This window comes from Kitasatospora sp. NE20-6 (genome assembly GCF_045862635.1).
This window is the reverse complement of record NZ_BPRL01000009.1, coordinates 118,149-134,172: the sequence shown is the minus strand read 5'-3', so window position 1 is coordinate 134,172 and position 16,024 is coordinate 118,149. Positions and strand designations below refer to the sequence as shown.

General features: G+C 73.7%; 11 protein-coding genes. 10 read left to right on the top strand and 1 reads right to left on the bottom strand.

The annotated features are described in order from the left end of the window. Nucleotides 1-49: 49 nt before the first annotated feature. Nucleotides 50-1,204: a LacI family DNA-binding transcriptional regulator gene (locus SNE206_RS10375; protein ID WP_407913072.1), complete on the bottom strand. Its 1,155-nt coding sequence runs from the start codon at nt 1,202-1,204 to the stop codon at nt 50-52. Nucleotides 1,205-1,533: 329 nt separating this feature from the next. On the opposite strand from SNE206_RS10375, the gene hisC reads away from it, so the two are divergent. From hisC to cydD, 10 genes are all read left to right on the top strand, one after another. Beyond that, nucleotides 1,534-2,613, top strand: coding sequence for a histidinol-phosphate transaminase (hisC, locus tag SNE206_RS10370; RefSeq protein WP_407913071.1), 1,080 nt, complete (start codon nt 1,534-1,536; stop codon nt 2,611-2,613). Between the two features lie 278 nt (nt 2,614-2,891). Next, nucleotides 2,892-4,250, top strand: coding sequence for an efflux RND transporter periplasmic adaptor subunit (locus tag SNE206_RS10365; protein ID WP_407913070.1), 1,359 nt, complete (start codon nt 2,892-2,894; stop codon nt 4,248-4,250). Next, complete coding sequence (locus SNE206_RS10360; protein ID WP_407913069.1) at nt 4,250-5,026, top strand: ABC transporter ATP-binding protein; 777 nt, start codon at nt 4,250-4,252, stop codon at nt 5,024-5,026. The genes SNE206_RS10365 and SNE206_RS10360 overlap by 1 nt, the downstream gene beginning before the upstream one ends. Next, the gene (locus SNE206_RS10355; protein ID WP_407913068.1) at nt 5,023-6,225 is read left to right on the top strand and encodes an ABC transporter permease; all 1,203 of its coding nucleotides are present in this window, start codon (nt 5,023-5,025) and stop codon (nt 6,223-6,225) included. The genes SNE206_RS10360 and SNE206_RS10355 overlap by 4 nt, the downstream gene beginning before the upstream one ends. Before the next feature lie 17 nt (nt 6,226-6,242). Next, nucleotides 6,243-6,908, top strand: coding sequence for a DUF5666 domain-containing protein (locus SNE206_RS10350; RefSeq protein ID WP_407913067.1), 666 nt, complete (start codon nt 6,243-6,245; stop codon nt 6,906-6,908). A 347-nt stretch (nt 6,909-7,255) separates the two neighbouring features. Next, the gene (locus SNE206_RS10345) at nt 7,256-8,017 is read left to right on the top strand and encodes a response regulator transcription factor (protein WP_407913066.1); all 762 of its coding nucleotides are present in this window, start codon (nt 7,256-7,258) and stop codon (nt 8,015-8,017) included. A gap of 3 nt (nt 8,018-8,020) precedes the next feature. Next, nucleotides 8,021-9,589 carry a sensor histidine kinase gene (locus SNE206_RS10340; RefSeq protein WP_407913065.1) on the top strand — a complete coding sequence of 523 codons (1,569 nt, stop codon included), beginning with the start codon at nt 8,021-8,023 and terminating at the stop codon, nt 9,587-9,589. Between the two features lie 373 nt (nt 9,590-9,962). Beyond that, a complete protein-coding gene (locus SNE206_RS10335; protein WP_407913064.1) occupies nt 9,963-11,504 on the top strand; it encodes a cytochrome ubiquinol oxidase subunit I in 1,542 nt (513 codons plus the stop codon). A 13-nt stretch (nt 11,505-11,517) separates the two neighbouring features. Beyond that, entirely contained in the window at nt 11,518-12,528 is a 1,011-nt protein-coding gene (gene cydB / locus SNE206_RS10330) for a cytochrome d ubiquinol oxidase subunit II (protein ID WP_407913063.1), read from the top strand. Beyond that, on the top strand, nt 12,525-16,004 hold the full coding sequence (gene cydD / locus SNE206_RS10325; RefSeq protein ID WP_407913062.1) for a thiol reductant ABC exporter subunit CydD: 3,480 nt from the start codon (nt 12,525-12,527) through the stop codon (nt 16,002-16,004). The genes cydB and cydD overlap by 4 nt, the downstream gene beginning before the upstream one ends. The last annotated feature ends 20 nt before the right edge of the window (nt 16,005-16,024 follow it).

Sequence of the window (16,024 nt, the reverse complement as noted above, 5' to 3'; positions counted from 1 at the left end):
GACCCGGTCTGTGGTGGTCCGGACCTCGTGACCGTGCGGGGTGCGCCCGCTACTCGTCGCCGGGGGTCCGGGGCGGGCTGACCGTGGTGCGGGGGCTGCGGCGTTGCGAGGACGCCCGGACGAACAGTTCGGTGGGCATGAGGGTGCCGGGCGGCGGGCCGGTGCCGGCGGTGCGGAAGCGGGGCGGGAAGAGCCGGTTGGTGTCGGTGCCGCCGCGGGGGTCGACTCCCTCGATGGCGTCGATCAGGAGGTTGACCACGGTGGTGCCGATCTTGCGGGGCTTGAGGGAGAGGGTGGTGATCGGGGGTTCGGTGCCGGCGTACACGTCGCTCTCGCTGCAGCAGACGAGCAGCAGGTCGTCGGGGACGCGCAGGCCGTAGCGCCGGGCGGCGGCGAGCAGGTCGGTGCCGTTGGGGTCGAAGAGTCCGTAGACCGCGTCGGGGCGGTCGGGGCGGGCGAGGAGCCGGTCGGCGGCGACGGCGCCGGCGGCGGGGTCGTGGGCGGGGTAGGTCTCGTACACCGGGTCCTGGCCGACGCGGGCGCACCAGCCGAGGTAGGCGTCGGTGGAGAGCCGGGTGTAGGTGTCGGTGCTGGTGCCGGTGAGCAGGCCGATGCGGCGGGCGCCGGCCTCGGAGAGGTGGTCGAGGATGTCGAGGACGGCCGCCTCGTGGTCGTTGTCGACCCAGGCGGTGACGGGGCAGTTGCCGGGCTTGCCGTCGCTGACGACCGGCACGCCGGACCGGTAGAGCTCGGTGACGAGGGGGTCCTGGTCGGGTGGGTCGATGACGACGGTGCCGTCGAGGGCGATGTTGCCCCAGACGTCGTGCCGGGAGGAGGCGGGCAGGACGACGAGCGCGAAGCCGCGGCTGAGCGCCGCGCTGGTGGCGGCCCGCGCCATCTCGGCGAAGTAGGCGAACTCGGTGAAGGTGAAGGGCTCCTCGCCGTAGGTGGTGACCGTCAGGCCGATGAGGCCCGAACGGCCGGTGCGCAGGGTGCGGGCCGCGGCTGAGGGTCGGTAGCCCAGGCGCTCGGCGACCTCGCGCACCCGGCTTCTGGTGTCGTCGGGAAGACGGCCCTTTCCGTTCAGGGCGTCGGAGACCGTGGTGATCGACACTCCGGCGGCTGCCGCCACGTCCCGGATGCCGGCCCGCTCCAGACGCCGAGAGGTGGGTCGCCGACCGCTCTGGTTGGCTGCTGCTGTCATGGCGGACCGATCGTATGGCGCGCCGCCCGGGGCTGTGACCGGCGCAGGCCATCGCCGTGAAGATACGTTTTTTCAAGAGCTTGCAGGGATCGCTTCCTTCGATGTCGCCGCAGATTCGGGCCTGTTACCTCTGACATGTGCCGTAGGAACGCGGCAGAATGGCTGATCTGCATCTGTCATCCGAACGAGCAACTCACCCGCATGGGTGAGCCCGGTCGGTATCGTTCGGGGCACCCGACCGGGGTGGCGTGCGGGTGGCGCACGACCCCCGGGCCCCATGGCGCGCCACCCGGGCAGACCCCCGGGGCCAGCACAGAAGGAGAACGACCGTGAGCGGTACCGCAGCGCAGGGCCCCCGGCTGAGGCCGTCCCTGGACGGCATCCCCACCTACAAGCCGGGCAAGCCGGCCGGTGCCGACTCCTACAAGCTGTCGTCCAACGAGAACCCGTACCCGCCGCTGCCCGGCGTGCTGGAGGCGGCCACCGCCGCCGCGGGCTCGTTCAACCGGTACCCGGACATGGCCGTCACCGGCCTCACCGAGGAGCTCGCCACCCGGTTCGGCGTACCGGCCGAGCACATCGCCACCGGCACCGGTTCGGTCGGCGTCGCGCAGTCCCTGGTGCTCGCCGCGGCGGGCCCCGGCGACGAGGTGATCTTCGCCTGGCGCTCCTTCGAGGCCTACCCGATCATCGTGCAGGTCGCCGGTGCCACCCCGGTGCCCGTCCCGCTCACCGCCGACGAGCAGCACGACCTCGACGCGATGCTCGCCGCGATCACCGACCGCACCCGCCTGATCTTCGTCTGCAACCCGAACAACCCCACCGGCGCGGTCATCCACCGCGCCGAGCTGGAGCGCTTCCTCGACGCGGTGCCCGGCGACGTGCTCGTCGTGGTCGACGAGGCGTACATCGAGTTCATCCGCGACGCCGAGGTGCCGAACGGCATCGACCTCTACCGCGACCGCCCGAACGTCTGCGTGCTCCGCACCTTCTCCAAGGCGTACGGCCTGGCCGGCCTGCGGGTCGGCTTCGCCGTGGCGCACGAGCCGGTCGCGTCCGCGCTGCGCAAGACCGCCGTGCCGTTCGGCGTCAGCCAGCTCGCCCAGGACGCCGCGGTCGCCTCGCTGCGCGCCGAGGAGGCGCTGCTGGAGCGTGTCGAGGCGCTGGTCGCCGAGCGCAGCCGGGTGCTGGCCGGGCTCCGCGCCCAGGGCTGGACGGCCGTCGACTCGCAGGCCAACTTCGTCTGGCTGCGGCTCGGCGCGCGCACCCTCGACTTCGCCGCCGCGTGCGCGGCCGCCGGTGTCGTCGTCCGGCCGTTCCCCGGTGAGGGCGTGCGCGTGTCGATCGGCGAGGCCGAGGGCAACGACCTCTTCCTGGTGACCGCCGAGGCCTTCCGCAAGGAGCTGTAGGGCCACCCCTGCGGCACTCCCGGACCCGAGCAGGGGCCCCGGCCGGCGACGGCGGCGGGCCCCTGCGGCGTTCCACCGGCCGCCCGCCGGGCCCGAGATTCAGAAAGCGGCCGTAAATCCTGGGAACTCCCTGGGAGGTCGATCAACGGTTCATCAGAACGAGGTATCGGGCGTCCCCCTCCTGTCCCGGAACGGACGGATTGTCCGTATTGCTGGGTTCAGCCGGCTCCCAGCCGGGGGCCAGGAAGGTGCAAGAGCACCGGGCGAAGCTGTCCGCCATGAAGGTGCTCCCGCGACGGCGTGGTGCCGTACTCGTCAACTTTGCGCTCGGCGTGGCCCTGTTGGGCGGGGCCGCCCTGGCGTACACCACCCTGGATTCCGGGACGAGCTCCGCCGCGAGCGCGACTCGTACCCGGACCGCGACCGTGGCGAAAGGCACGGTCCTGGCCACGGTGTCCGGTTCGGGCACCCTGGCTTCCCCCTCCGACTCCGGTCAGGACTTCGTGACCGGCGGCAAGGTGACCTCGGTCAAGGTCGAGGTCGGTGACACGGTCAAGAAGGGCCAGGTGCTCGCCACCGTCGACACCACCGCCGCCCAGCAGGACGTCGACGCCGCCGAGGCCGCCCTGACCACGGCCAAGGCCAACCTCACCAAGGCGAAGGCCGGCGAGACGGTGACCACCACCGCGTCGTCCGGCTCGTCGTCCGGAGGCTCGTCGTCCGGCAGCCGGACCGGCAGCAGCACGCCTGCCACCACCACGACCACGACCACCAAGGTCGACGCCGCGCAGGTCGCCCAGGCCCAGCAGCAGGTCGACACCGCCGAGACCACGCTCACCAACGCCGAGGCCGCCCTGGCGGGCACCACCCTGACCGCCACGGCCGACGGCACCGTCGCCTCGGTCGGCGGCAAGACCGGCGACACGGTCAGCGGCACCGGTACCACCGGCAGCTCCAGCAGCAGCGGCAGCAAGACGAGCAGCACCGGCACCACCGGCAGCAGCACGTCCTCCTCCGCGCCCAGCGGCTTCGTCGTGCTCACCAACCCGTCCGGCATGCAGGTCACCGCCAACTTCTCCGAACTCGACTCGCTCAAGCTCAAGAAGGGCCAGTCGGCGACCGTCACGCTCAACGCGCAGTCCGACACCAAGCTCAACGCCACCGTGCTGTCGGTCAGCTCGCTGCCCAGCTCGTCGAGCGGCAACAGCACCGCCGTCCAGTACGGCGCGGTGCTGCAGATCAGCAGCGACACCAGCAAGCTGCGCACCGGCCTGAGCGCCACCATCTCCGTGACGGTCGGCGAGGCCGACAACGCGCTCTCCGTGCCGACCGCCGCCCTGGCGGGCACCGGCACCAGCCGCACCGCCACCGTCGTCCACGACGACGGCACCAGCGAGCGGATCTCCGTGACCGTCGGCATCGAGGGCGACACCACCGTGCAGGTCGTCGACGGCCTCGCCGAGGGCGACAAGGTGCAGCTGGCCACCACCACCGCCACCACCGGCAACGGCTTCCCGAGCGGCAACTTCCCCGGCGCCGGCGGCGCGGGCGGTGCGGGCGGTGCGGCCGGAGGGCTCGGCGGTGCGGCCGTCGGCGGCACCGGCGGCGGCGCCCGCACCGGGGGCGGCACGCGCTGATGACCGCCACGAAGCCCCCGGTGATCCAGATCCGCCGGGTCACCAAGTCCTACGGCCACGGCGACGCCACCGTGCACGCCCTGCGCGGTCCGTCCGCGCCGGGCACCGGCACGCCGCTCGGCGTCAGCATCGACATCGACGAGGGCGACTACGTCGCGGTGATGGGCAGTTCGGGCTCCGGCAAGTCCACGCTCATGAACATCCTCGGCTGCCTCGACGTGCCGACCTCCGGCCGCTACCTGCTCGACGGCATCGACGTCGGCCACCTCGACGAGGGGCAGCTGTCGCTGGTGCGCAACCGAAAGATCGGCTTCGTCTTCCAGTCGTTCAACCTCGTGCCGCGCACCACCGCGCTCGCCCAGGTCGAGCTGCCGCTCGCCTACGCCGGCGTCCGGGCCGCCGAGCGCCGCAAGCGCGCGCTCGCCGCCCTGGCCCTGGTCGGCCTCGCCGACCGGGCCGGGCACAAGCCCAACCAGCTCTCCGGCGGCCAGCAGCAGCGTGTCGCGGTGGCCCGCGCCCTGGTCACCTCGCCCGCGATGCTCCTCGCCGACGAGCCGACCGGCAACCTCGACTCCCGCTCCACCGAGGAGGTGCTGGCCATCATCGACGGCCTCAACGCATCCGGCCGCACCGTCGTCGTGATCACCCACGAGGACGAGGTCGCCCGGCACGCCAAGCGCGTCGTGCGGCTCGTCGACGGCGAGATCGTGCACGACGTCCGCCAGGCCCCGGTGGGCGGCCCGCCGCCCGCCGTCGCCGCGGGGGTGCACGCATGATCTTCTGGCAGATGATCCGCTTCGCGGTCGGCGGCCTGGCCGCCAACAAGGTGCGGTCCGCGCTCACGATGCTCGGCGTCCTCATCGGCGTCGCCTCGGTGATCCTGCTGCTGGCGGTCGGCAACGGCTCGTCCGAGGCGGTGAAGGACTCCATCACCTCCCTCGGCACCAACTCGCTGACGGTCTCCTCCAGCAGCCTGCGCGGCTCCTCCGGCAGTGCCAAGGCCCTGACCGTCGCCGACGCCAAGGCCCTCGCCACGGACGCCGACACCACCGCGATCAAGTCCGTCGCCCCGGTGGTCACCACCAGCGGCACCGCGCTGTACGGCGACATCTCGTACCAGCCGGGCTCGATCGTCGGCACCTACCCGGCGTACTTCGAGACCGCCAACCAGAAGGTGACGGACGGCGACTACTTCTCCAACGACGACGTGCTCAACTCCCGCAAGGTGGCCGTGATCGGCTCCACCACCGCCAAGCAGCTCTTCGACACCGAGGAGCCGGTCGGCAAGCGGATCGTCATCGGCGGCACCCCCTTCACCGTGGTCGGCGTGCTCGCCACCAAGGGCTCCACCGGATTCAACGACCCGGACGACGTCGTGATCGCCCCGCTGCCGACCGTGCAGAACGCCTTCACCGGCTTCGGCTCGGTCAGCCAGATCCTGGTGCAGGCCGCGTCGGCCGAGGCCACCACCGAGGCGCAGAGCGACATCACCCGGATCCTGATGGGCACGCACGCCATCACCGACGCCACCAAGGCCGACTTCCGGATCAGCAACCAGGCGTCGCTGCTCACCGCCCGCGAGTCCACCACCAAGACGTTCACCGTGCTGCTCGGCGCGGTGGCCGCGATCTCGCTGCTGGTCGGCGGCATCGGCATCACCAACATCATGCTCGTCACCGTCGCCGAACGGACCCGGGAGATCGGCATCCGCAAGGCGCTCGGCGCCCCCCGCGGCGTCATCCTCGGGCAGTTCCTCACCGAGTCCACCCTGCTCTCGGTGATCGGCGCCGGCCTCGGCGTCGCCGCCGGAACGATCGGCTCGCACTTCTCGATCGTCGGCATCAAGCCGGTGATCATCCCGGAGTCCGTCCTCGGCGCGTTCGGCATCGCCGTGGCCATCGGACTGTTCTTCGGCAGCTACCCCGCCGGCCGGGCCGCGTCGCTGCGCCCGATCGAAGCCCTTCGCCACGAGTGACCCAGGAGAAGCCAGCCATGACCAGCCACAACGACCCCGGCCTGACGGCGGGCGCACAGGAGCCCGCCGAGCTGCTGGCCTCGGGGCCCGACGCCCGGGACATCAGCGCGGAGATCGCCGCCCCGCCCCGCCGCAAGCTGCCCTGGCCGACGCTGGCCCTGGCCGGCGCGGTGATCGCGGTGCTGTCCTTCGCGGGCGGCGCCTGGTACCAGAACGACAGCGGCACGGGCGGCGGCCAGCAGGCCGCCGGCGGGCGCGGGCAGGCCCCGGGCGGGATGGGCGGCTACGGCGGCTTCGGCGCGGCGGGCGGCTACGGCGGCCGGGCCGGCGGCACCGGCAACGTGCCCGGCGGCACCGGCAACGCGGCGGGCGCCGGCTTCACCCGCGGCACCGTCACCTCGGTGGACGGCACCACCGTCTACCTGACCGACGCCTCCGGCAACACCGTCAAGGTGACCACCGGCGACACCACGAAGGTCACCCTCAACAAGGAGGGCAAGGTCGCCGACCTCCAGCCGGGCCAGACCGTGACCGTCGTCGGGCAGAAGGGCAGCGACGGCACCTACACCGCCACCCAGCTCTCCGAGGGTGCGGCGGCGGGCGGGTTCGGCGGGGCCCGCGGCACCACGGCCGGCGGCGCCGGTGCGGCTCCCGGTGGCGCTCCGGGCGCCGGGAACGGCTGACCCCGGGAACGGCTGACCCCGGGAACGGCTGACCCCAGGGACGGCTGATCCCCAGGAACGAGCGGGCCCGGTTCGGTGGACCGGGCCCGCTTCTGCCGTTCCGCCGCCGGGCGGGCCGGAACGACGGGCCGGAACGACGGGCCGGAACGACGCGCCGGAACGACGCGCCGGAGCGTCGGGCCGCCGTCGGGGCGGCGGGCGGGCGGCGGACGGGGTGGCCGGGAGAGCGCGACACGCGGCATACCATGATGAAAGCCACAATCATCCAACTTTCATCAACCCCGCATAGCCTTCCCGGGCTATCGTCCGATGAGAAGAAATCGTGAGGACCGGGAGGCTCAGGACTCGTGTCAGGGACAGTGCAGATCGCGGGCGGCACGACCGCCGCACCCGGTGAGGCGTTCCTGCTGGTCGTCGACGACGAACCGAACATCCGCGAGCTGCTCTCCGCCAGCCTGCGGTTCTCCGGCTTCAGGGTCGCCTCGGCCGCCACCGGCGAGGAGGCGCTCGCCGCCGTCGCCGCCGAACGGCCCGACCTCGTGGTGCTCGACGTGATGCTCCCCGACCTCGACGGCTTCACCGTCGTCGAGCGGCTCCGCGACCAGACGCAGTGGCCCGCCGCCGGCGAGCACGTGCCCGTGCTCCTGCTCACCGCCCGGGACGGCACCGGCGACAAGGTCCAGGGCCTGGCCCTCGGCGCGGACGACTACGTCACCAAGCCGTTCAGCCTGGAAGAGCTGATCGCCCGCATCCGGGCCATCCTGCGCCGCGCCGGCGGCCCGAGCGAGGACGGCCGCCTCATCGTCGCCGACCTCACGCTCGACCCCGTCGCGCACGAGGTCACCCGGGCCGGCCGGACGGTCTCGCTCTCCCCCACCGAGTTCAAGCTGCTGCACTACCTCATGGCCAACGTCGGCCGGGTGGTCTCCAAGGCGCAGATCCTCGACCACGTGTGGGCCTACGACTTCGGCGGGGACCTCTCCATCGTCGAGTCGTACATCTCCTACCTGCGCCGCAAACTCGACTCCGGCACCCCCGTGCACGGCCCCAAGCTGATCCACACGGTGCGGGGCATCGGCTACGCCCTGCGCCGCCCGCCGCAGGGCTGACGGGTGGCCCGGCTCTCGCTGCGTGTCCGGCTCCTCGTCCTGGCCCTGCTGCTCGTCACCACCGGCCTGGTGGTCAGCGACACCCTCGTGATCGGCACGGTGGAGTCCCAGCTGGTGGACCGCACCGACCAGCAGCTGGAACGCTACGGCGAGCCGCTCTCCCGGCGCGTCCCCGGCCGCCCGGCGGCGACGGCCGGCCAGACCACGGGCACGAGTGCGGCCACCGGCACCGGCACCGGCACCGGCAGGGGTGCGGCCACGGGACAGGCGGCCGGCACCGGTACCGGCGCGGGCACCGGCCAGGGCGCCGGACGGCGCATCACGCAGTTCCTGCCCAGTCAGTACGTCGTCCACTACCTCGCCGCCGACGGCGGCCTGCAGGTGGTGCTCCGCCAGCCGATCTCGGAGTCCGACGCGGCCCCCGCCCTCGGCCGGCTGACCGGCGCCGCCCTGGCGGCCCGGCAGCGGGCCGCCTTCGACGTCCCGGCCGAGCACGGCTCGGGCACCTGGCGGGTCCTGGTGCTGCCCGTCGACCCGGTCGCCGCCACGGCGGCCGGCGCCGCGACCACCACCCCGCTGCCCTCGTACGTGCTGGTCGCTGTGTCGCTGGACGACGTCGAGGAGACCGTCGACCGGCTGCGCACCGCCTTCCTCGCGATCGGCGGCGCCGTGCTGCTGCTCATCGCCGTGCTCGGCCTGTTCGCCGTACGCGCCGGGCTGGCCCCGCTGCGCCGGATCGAGGAGGGCGCCGCCCGGATCGCCGCGGGCGAACTCTCGCACCGGATGCCGGAGCTGGCCGCCGGTACGGAGGTCGGCCGGCTGTCGGCGGCACTGAACGGCATGCTGGCGCAGATCGAGGCGGCGTTCGCGGTGCGCGCGGAGTCGGAGGCGCGGATGCGCCGGTTCGTCGCGGACGCCTCGCACGAGCTGCGCACCCCGCTGGCGGGCATCCGGGGCTTCGCCGAGCTGCACCGGATGGGCGCGCTGCCGGACACCGACCGGGCGATGGACCGGATCGAGGCCGAGGCGGTGCGGATGGGCGGCCTCGTCGAGGACCTGCTGATGCTGGCCCGCCTCGACGAGGAGCGCCCGCTCGACCTCGCGCCGATGGACCTGCGCACCCTCGCCGCCGACGCCCTGCACGACCTGACGGCGCTCGACCCGGGCCGCCCGGTCTCGCTGACCGGGCCGGACGGCACCGGCGCCCCGCAGGCCGCGCCGGTGCTGGGCGACGAGGCCCGGCTGCGGCAGGTGGTGACCAACCTGGTGGGCAACGCGGTCAAGCACACGCCGCCGGGCACCGCGGTGCGGATCGGCGTGGGCTCGGCCGACGGCGGCTGCCTGCTGGAGGTCGCCGACCGCGGACCCGGCCTGGCGGAGCATCAGGCGCTCCAGGTCTTCGAGCGGTTCTACCGGGTGGACGCCTCGCGGACGCGCCGGGAGGGCGGGGGAGCGGGGCTCGGCCTCGCCATCGCCTCGGCCCTGGTGCACGCGCACGGCGGCACCCTGACCCTGGACACCGCCCCGGGCGCCGGCGCGGCCTTCCGGGTGCGCCTGCCGCGCCAGGCCTGACCCGCGCCAGGTCCGACCCGTACGGATCCGGTCCGCGCCGGACCCGGTCCGCCGCGGGGTTCCCGGCCCGCGGTGGCCGCGCGCCGTGGCAGCACCGGACGGCGGCTGTCAAGTGCCGTGCCGTCGAAGGTCCGTGCCGCCCCGTTGCTTGTGACCCTCGACCGTCTCATCGGATCATCCGACAGGCGGACCAGCAGAGATGTCCGCCGGTCCGAAAAGCACACCCCGCCGATTCGGCCTCCGCGGGCATGGTGCATACTGCGCTTGTGAACGTGTTCACTTTCACAAGCGGGCAAGCTTGGCATGTTTCGGTGCATGTGCGTGCTAAGGACGGATCTGTCCGACACGAGCGATTTCGACAGGAGCGGGTGCAGTGGACCTAGCAATCGCACACGAGACCGTTGCGCGATGGCAGTTCGGTATCACCACCGTCTACCACTTCCTCTTCGTGCCCCTGACCATCAGCCTGGCCGCCTTCGTCGCGGGCCTGGAGACGGCCTGGGTGCGCACCGGTCGGGAGAAGTACTTCCACGCCACCAAGTTCTGGGGCAAGCTCTTCCTGATCAACATCGCCATGGGCGTGGTCACCGGCATCGTCCAGGAGTTCCAGTTCGGCATGAACTGGTCCGACTACTCGCGCTTCGTCGGTGACGTCTTCGGCGCCCCGCTCGCGATGGAGGCGCTGATCGCCTTCTTCTTCGAGTCGACCTTCATCGGCCTGTGGATCTTCGGCTGGGACCGGCTGCCCAAGAAGATCCACTGCGCCTGCATCTGGATGGTCGCGATCGGCACCGCGCTCTCCGCGTACTTCATCCTCGCGGCCAACTCCTGGATGCAGCACCCCGTCGGCTACCGGGTCGACCCGGTCACCGGCAAGGCCCAGCTCACCGACATCGGCCGGGTGCTGTTCCAGAACACCACGCTCGTCCAGGTCTCCCACACCCTGACCGCGGCCTTCCTCACCGGAGCGGCCTTCGTCGTCGGCATCGCCTCGTACCACCTCTGGCGGTCCAAGCGCGGCAAGGTGCCGGACGGCCGGAAGACCGCGGCCATGCGCACCTCGCTGCGGGTCGGCCTGGCCATGGCCGTCGTCGCCGGCCTCGGCACCGCCGTCAGCGGCGACTCGCTCGCCAAGGTGATGTTCGAGCAGCAGCCGATGAAGATGGCCGCCGCCGAGGCCCTGTGGGACACCCAGGCACCCGCCCCGTTCTCGATCTTCGCGGTCGGCGACGTCTCCGAGGGCCACAACTCGGTCGAGCTGGAGATCCCGGGGATACTGTCCTTCCTCGCCCACAGCGACTTCTCCACCGCCGTCCCCGGCATCAACGACACCGCCGCCGCCGAGGCCGCGAAGTACGGCGGGCAGCCCGAGGACTACATCCCCAGCATCTTCGTCACCTACTGGGGCTTCCGCCTCATGATCGGCTTCGGGATGTCCTCCTTCGTCGCCGCGCTGATCGGCCTGTGGACCACCCGGCGGAGGTTCTGGCTCGCCGAGGAGTACCGCACCGGCGAGGAGGAGGCGCCCCGCCTGATGCTGACGAAGCACCGGGAGATGAGCACCTTCTTCACCCGGTGGAGCTGGCGGATCGGCATCCTCACCATGGGCTTCCCGCTGATCGCCAACAGCTTCGGCTGGATCTTCACCGAGATGGGCCGTCAGCCCTGGGTCGTCTTCGGCCTCATGAAGACCGCCGACGCCTCCTCCCCCAGCGTCGGCGTCGGGATGCAGACCGCCGGCCTGGTCACCCTCACCGCGCTGTACGCGATCCTCGCGGTCATCGAGGTCGGACTGCTCGTCAAGTACGCCAAGCCGGGGCCGGACACCTCCGAGCGGCCGCCCGCGCAGGATCCCGTCCTCCGTGGCCCGTCCGGCGGCGACGACGCCGACAAGCCCCTCGCCTTCGCCTACTGAGGACGGAAACGGCATGCACCTCCACGACCTCTGGTTCATCCTCATCGCCGTCCTCTGGACCGGCTACTTCTTCCTCGAAGGCTTCGACTTCGGCATCGGCATCCTCACCCGGCTGCTCGCCCGCGGCACCACCGAGCGGCGCGTCCTCATCAACACCATCGGCCCGGTCTGGGACGGCAACGAGGTCTGGCTGCTCACCGCGGGCGGCGCCACCTTCGCGGCCTTCCCCGACTGGTACGCCACGCTGTTCAGCGGCTTCTACCTCCCGCTGCTGATCATCCTGGTCTGCCTGATCGTCCGCGGCGTCGCCTTCGAGTACCGCGCCAAGCGCACCGAGGAGCGCTGGCAGCGCAACTGGGAACAGGCCATCTTCTGGACCTCCCTCCTCCCCGCCTTCCTGTGGGGCGTCGCCTTCGCCAACATCGTCCACGGCGTCGACATCGACGCGCAGAAGAACTACACCGGCACCTTCTGGGACCTCCTCAGCCCGTACGCGATCCTCGGCGGCCTCACCACCCTCGTGCTGTTCACCTTCCACGGCGCGGTCTTCGCCGCGCTCAAGACGGTCGGCGACATCCGCACCCGGGCCCGTGCCCTCGCGCTCCAGCTCGGGCTCGGCGCCGCCGTCCTCGCCGCCGTGTTCCTGATCTGGACCCAGGCGCACTCCGGCGACGCCTGGAGCCTCGCCGCCCTCGTCGTCGCCGTGGCCGCCCTGCTCGGCGCCCTGGCGGCCAACCAGGCCGGCCGCGAGGGATGGGCGTTCGGGCTGTCCGGCGCGACGATCGCCGCCACGGTCGCGATGCTCTTCCTCGCGCTCTTCCCCGACGTCATGCCCTCCACCCTCGACCCGGCGTGGAGCCTCACCGTCGAGAACTCCGCCTCCTCGCCCTACACGCTCAAGGTCATGACGGTCGTCGCGCTCGTCTTCACCCCGATCGTGCTGCTCTACCAGGCCTGGACGTACTGGGTGTTCCGCAAGCGGATCGGCGTCCAGCACATCCCCGCGGCCGCGCAGCACCGATGAAGCCCGTCGACCCCCGGCTGCTGCGGTACGCCGCCGCCACCCGCGCCTTCCTCGCCGGCTCCGTCCTGCTCGGCGGGGCCGGCGCGGTCCTCACCGTCGTCCAGGCCGGCCTGATCGCCGAGATCGTCGTCCGCGCCTTCCAGCAGCACGCGTACGGCCTCACCGGTCCGCTGCTCGCCCTCGCCGCCACCGCGGCCGGGCGGGCCGCGGTGGCCTGGCTGACCGAGCTGACCGCGCACCGCTCGGTCGCCCGGGTCAAGTCCGAGCTGCGCAGCCGGCTCCTGGCGCACGCCACCGCCCTCGGCCCCGACCGCCTCGACGCCCGCCGCACCGGGGAGCTCGCCACCCTCGCCACCCGCGGCATCGACGCGCTCGACGACTACTTCGCCCGCTACCTCCCGCAGCTGGCCCTCGCCGTCGTCGTGCCCGCCGTGGTGCTCGCCCGCGTCCTCGGCGCCGACTGGGCCTCGGCCGCGATCATCGCCGGCACCCTGCCGCTGATCCCGCTGTTCATGGTGCTGATCGGCCTCGCCACGCAGTCCCGGATGGACCGCCAGTGGGAGCACCTCGCCCGGCTCTCCCACCACTTCCTCGACGTCGTCGCGGGCCTGCCCACCCTCAAGGTGTTCGGCCGCGCCAAGGCCCAGGCCCGCACCATCGCGAGGATCACCGACGACCACCGCCGCGCGACGATGCGCACCCTGCGGATCGCCTTCGTCTCCTCCTTCGCCCTGGAACTGCTCTCCACGCTCTCCGTCGCCCTGGTCGCCGTCGGGATCGGCTTCCGGCTCGTCGACGGCACCCTCGGCCTGGAGACCGGCCTGCTGGTACTCGTCCTCGCCCCCGAGGTGTACCTGCCGATCCGCCAGGTCGGGGCGCTCTACCACTCCAGCGCCGAGGGCCTCACCGCCGCCGGGCAGGTCTTCGAGGTGCTGGAGACCCCGCTGCCCGCCGCCGGCCGCCGGCCCGCCCCCGCCCTCGGCACCGCCGTGATCACCCTCGACGGCGTCACCGTCACCCGGCCCGGCCGTGCCGCGCCCGCGCCCGACGGTGCCACCCTCACCCTGCGGCCCGGCACCACCACCGCCCTCACCGGCCCCAGCGGCTCCGGGAAGTCCACCCTGCTCGCCGTCCTCCTCGGCCTGACCGCGCCCGACGCCGGCACCGTCCGCGTCGCCGGGCACGACCTCGCCGACCTCGACCCCGCCACCTGGCGGCAGCAGATCGCCTGGGTGCCCCAGCACCCGCACCTCTTCGCCGGCACCGTCGCCGACAACGTCCGGCTCGCCCGGCCGGAGGCCACCGACGCCGAGGTGCACGCCGCCCTCGCCGCCGCCCACGCCCTCGACTTCGCCGACCCCGCCGCGACCGTCGGCGAGGGCGGCGCCGGGTTCTCCGCGGGCCAGCGGCAGCGCCTCGCCCTCGCCCGTGCCCTGCTCGCCGACCGGCCGCTGCTGCTGCTCGACGAGCCCACCGCCCACCTCGACGGTGCGAGCGAGGCCGCGGTCGTCGAGGCCGTCCGCGCCCTGCGCGGCACCCGCACCGTGCTCCTCGTCGCCCACCGGCCCGCGCTGCTGGCCGCCGCCGACCACCGGCACCACCTGCCCGGCCCGGCCGTCCCCGCATCGGCCGTCCCGCACGCCGACGTCCCGCACGCCGACGTCCCCGCCGCCCGCACCCCCGTCGCCGTACGGCCCCGGCCCGCCGGGCCGGCGGAGACCGAACCGGCCCCCGCCACCCGGCCCCGGCTGGCCTCGGCGGTGCTGCTCGGCACCCTGGCCCTCGGCTGCGCGGTCGCGCTGCTCGGCACCTCCGGCTGGCTGATCTCGCGCGCCTCCCAGATGCCGCCCGTGCTGTACCTCATGGTCGCCGTCACCTCCGTGCGCGCCTTCGGCATCGGCCGCTCCGTCTTCCGGTACGCCGAGCGGCTGGTCTCCCACGACGCCGTCCTGAAGGCGCTCGCCGGCATCCGCACCGACGTCCACCGCCGCCTCGAACGCCTCGCCCCGGCCGGCCTGCCCGCCTTCCGCCGCGGCGACCTGCTCGCCCGGCTGGTCGCCGACGTCGACGCCGTCCAGGACCACCACCTGCGCTGGCGGCTGCCCGCCGCCGTCGCCCTGCTCGTGTCGGCGGGCTCGGCCGCCGCCCTCGGCCTGCTGCTGCCCGCCGCCGGGGCGGTCCTCGCCGTCGGGCTGCTGCTCGCCGGCGCCGCCGTCCCCGCGCTCGCGACCCGGCTCTCCGGCCGCGCCGAACGCCGCCGCGCCACCGCCCGCGGCGAGCTCGCCACCGCCGTCGTCGACACCCTCACGGGCACCGCCGAGCTCACCGTCGCCGGCGCCCTGCCCCGGCGGCTCGCCGCCGCCGGCGCCGCGGACGCCCGCCTCACCGCCCTCGACGCCCGCTCCGCCGCCGGTGCCGCCCTCGGCGCCGGCCTCACCGCGCTCGTCACCGGCGCGACCCTCGTCGCGAGCGCCGCCGTCGGTGTGCACGGCGTGGCCACCGGCGCCCTGCCCGGGGTGTGCCTGGCCGTCGTGGTCCTCACCCCGCTCGCCGCGTTCGAGGCGGTCGCCGGCATGCCCACCGCCGTCCGGTACCGCGAGCGCAGCCGCACGGCCTGCGCCCGGCTGGACGAGGTGCTCGCCGCCCCCGTCCCCGTCGTGGAGCCGGACGCCCCCGCCCCGCTGCCCGCCGAGGTGCTGCCCGTCACCGTCCGCGGCCTCGCCGCCCGCTGGCCCGGGCAGCAGCGGGACGCCCTGCACGGCATCGACCTCGACCTGACCGCCGGCCGCCGGATCGCCGTCGTCGGCCCGTCCGGCTCCGGCAAGACCACCCTCGCCCACGCCCTGCTCCGCCTGCTCGACCAGCACGCCGGCACCGTCACCCTCGGCCCGGCCGCCGCCGACACCCGCACCCTCGACGGCGACGACGTCCGCCGCGTCATCGGCCTCTGCGCCCAGGACGCCCACGTCTTCGACAGCTCGCTCCGCGAGAACCTGCGCCTCGCCCGCCCCGACGCCGACGAGCCGGACCTGCACGGAGCCCTCGCCGCCGCCCGGCTCCTCGACTGGACGGACACCCTGCCCGACGGCCTCGACACCATGGTCGGCGAACACGGCGCACGCCTCTCCGGCGGCCAGCGGCAGCGCCTCGCCCTCGCCCGCGCCCTCCTCGCGGACTTCCCCGTCCTCGTCCTCGACGAGCCCGCCGAACACCTCGACCTGCCCACCGCCGACGCCCTCACCGCCGACCTCCTCGCCGCCACCGCGGGCCGCACCACCCTGCTCGTCACCCACCGCCTCGCCGGACTCGACGACAGCACCGTCGACGAGGTGATCGTGCTCGACGGCGGCCGCGTCGCCGAACGCGGCCGCTGGTCGGAACTGACCGCACGCCAGGACGGCCTGCTCGCCGCCCTCCACCGCCGCGAACAGGCCGCCGACCTCCTCGCCGCCCCCGCCCCCGCCCTCACGGGGTGACCACGGCCGACGGGCCCGCC

Excerpts from the sequence above, each read along its gene's own strand:
- SNE206_RS10375 (WP_407913072.1), bottom strand. The coding sequence starts at position 1,204 with ATGACAGCAGCAGCCAACCAGAGCGGTCGGCGACCCACCTCTCGGCGT.
- SNE206_RS10365 (WP_407913070.1), top strand. The coding sequence starts at position 2,892 with ATGAAGGTGCTCCCGCGACGGCGTGGTGCCGTACTCGTCAACTTTGCG.
- SNE206_RS10360 (WP_407913069.1), top strand. The coding sequence starts at position 4,250 with ATGACCGCCACGAAGCCCCCGGTGATCCAGATCCGCCGGGTCACCAAG.
- SNE206_RS10355 (WP_407913068.1), top strand. The coding sequence starts at position 5,023 with ATGATCTTCTGGCAGATGATCCGCTTCGCGGTCGGCGGCCTGGCCGCC.
- SNE206_RS10350 (WP_407913067.1), top strand. The coding sequence starts at position 6,243 with ATGACCAGCCACAACGACCCCGGCCTGACGGCGGGCGCACAGGAGCCC.
- cydB (WP_407913063.1), top strand. The coding sequence starts at position 11,518 with ATGCACCTCCACGACCTCTGGTTCATCCTCATCGCCGTCCTCTGGACC.
- cydD (WP_407913062.1), top strand. The coding sequence starts at position 12,525 with ATGAAGCCCGTCGACCCCCGGCTGCTGCGGTACGCCGCCGCCACCCGC.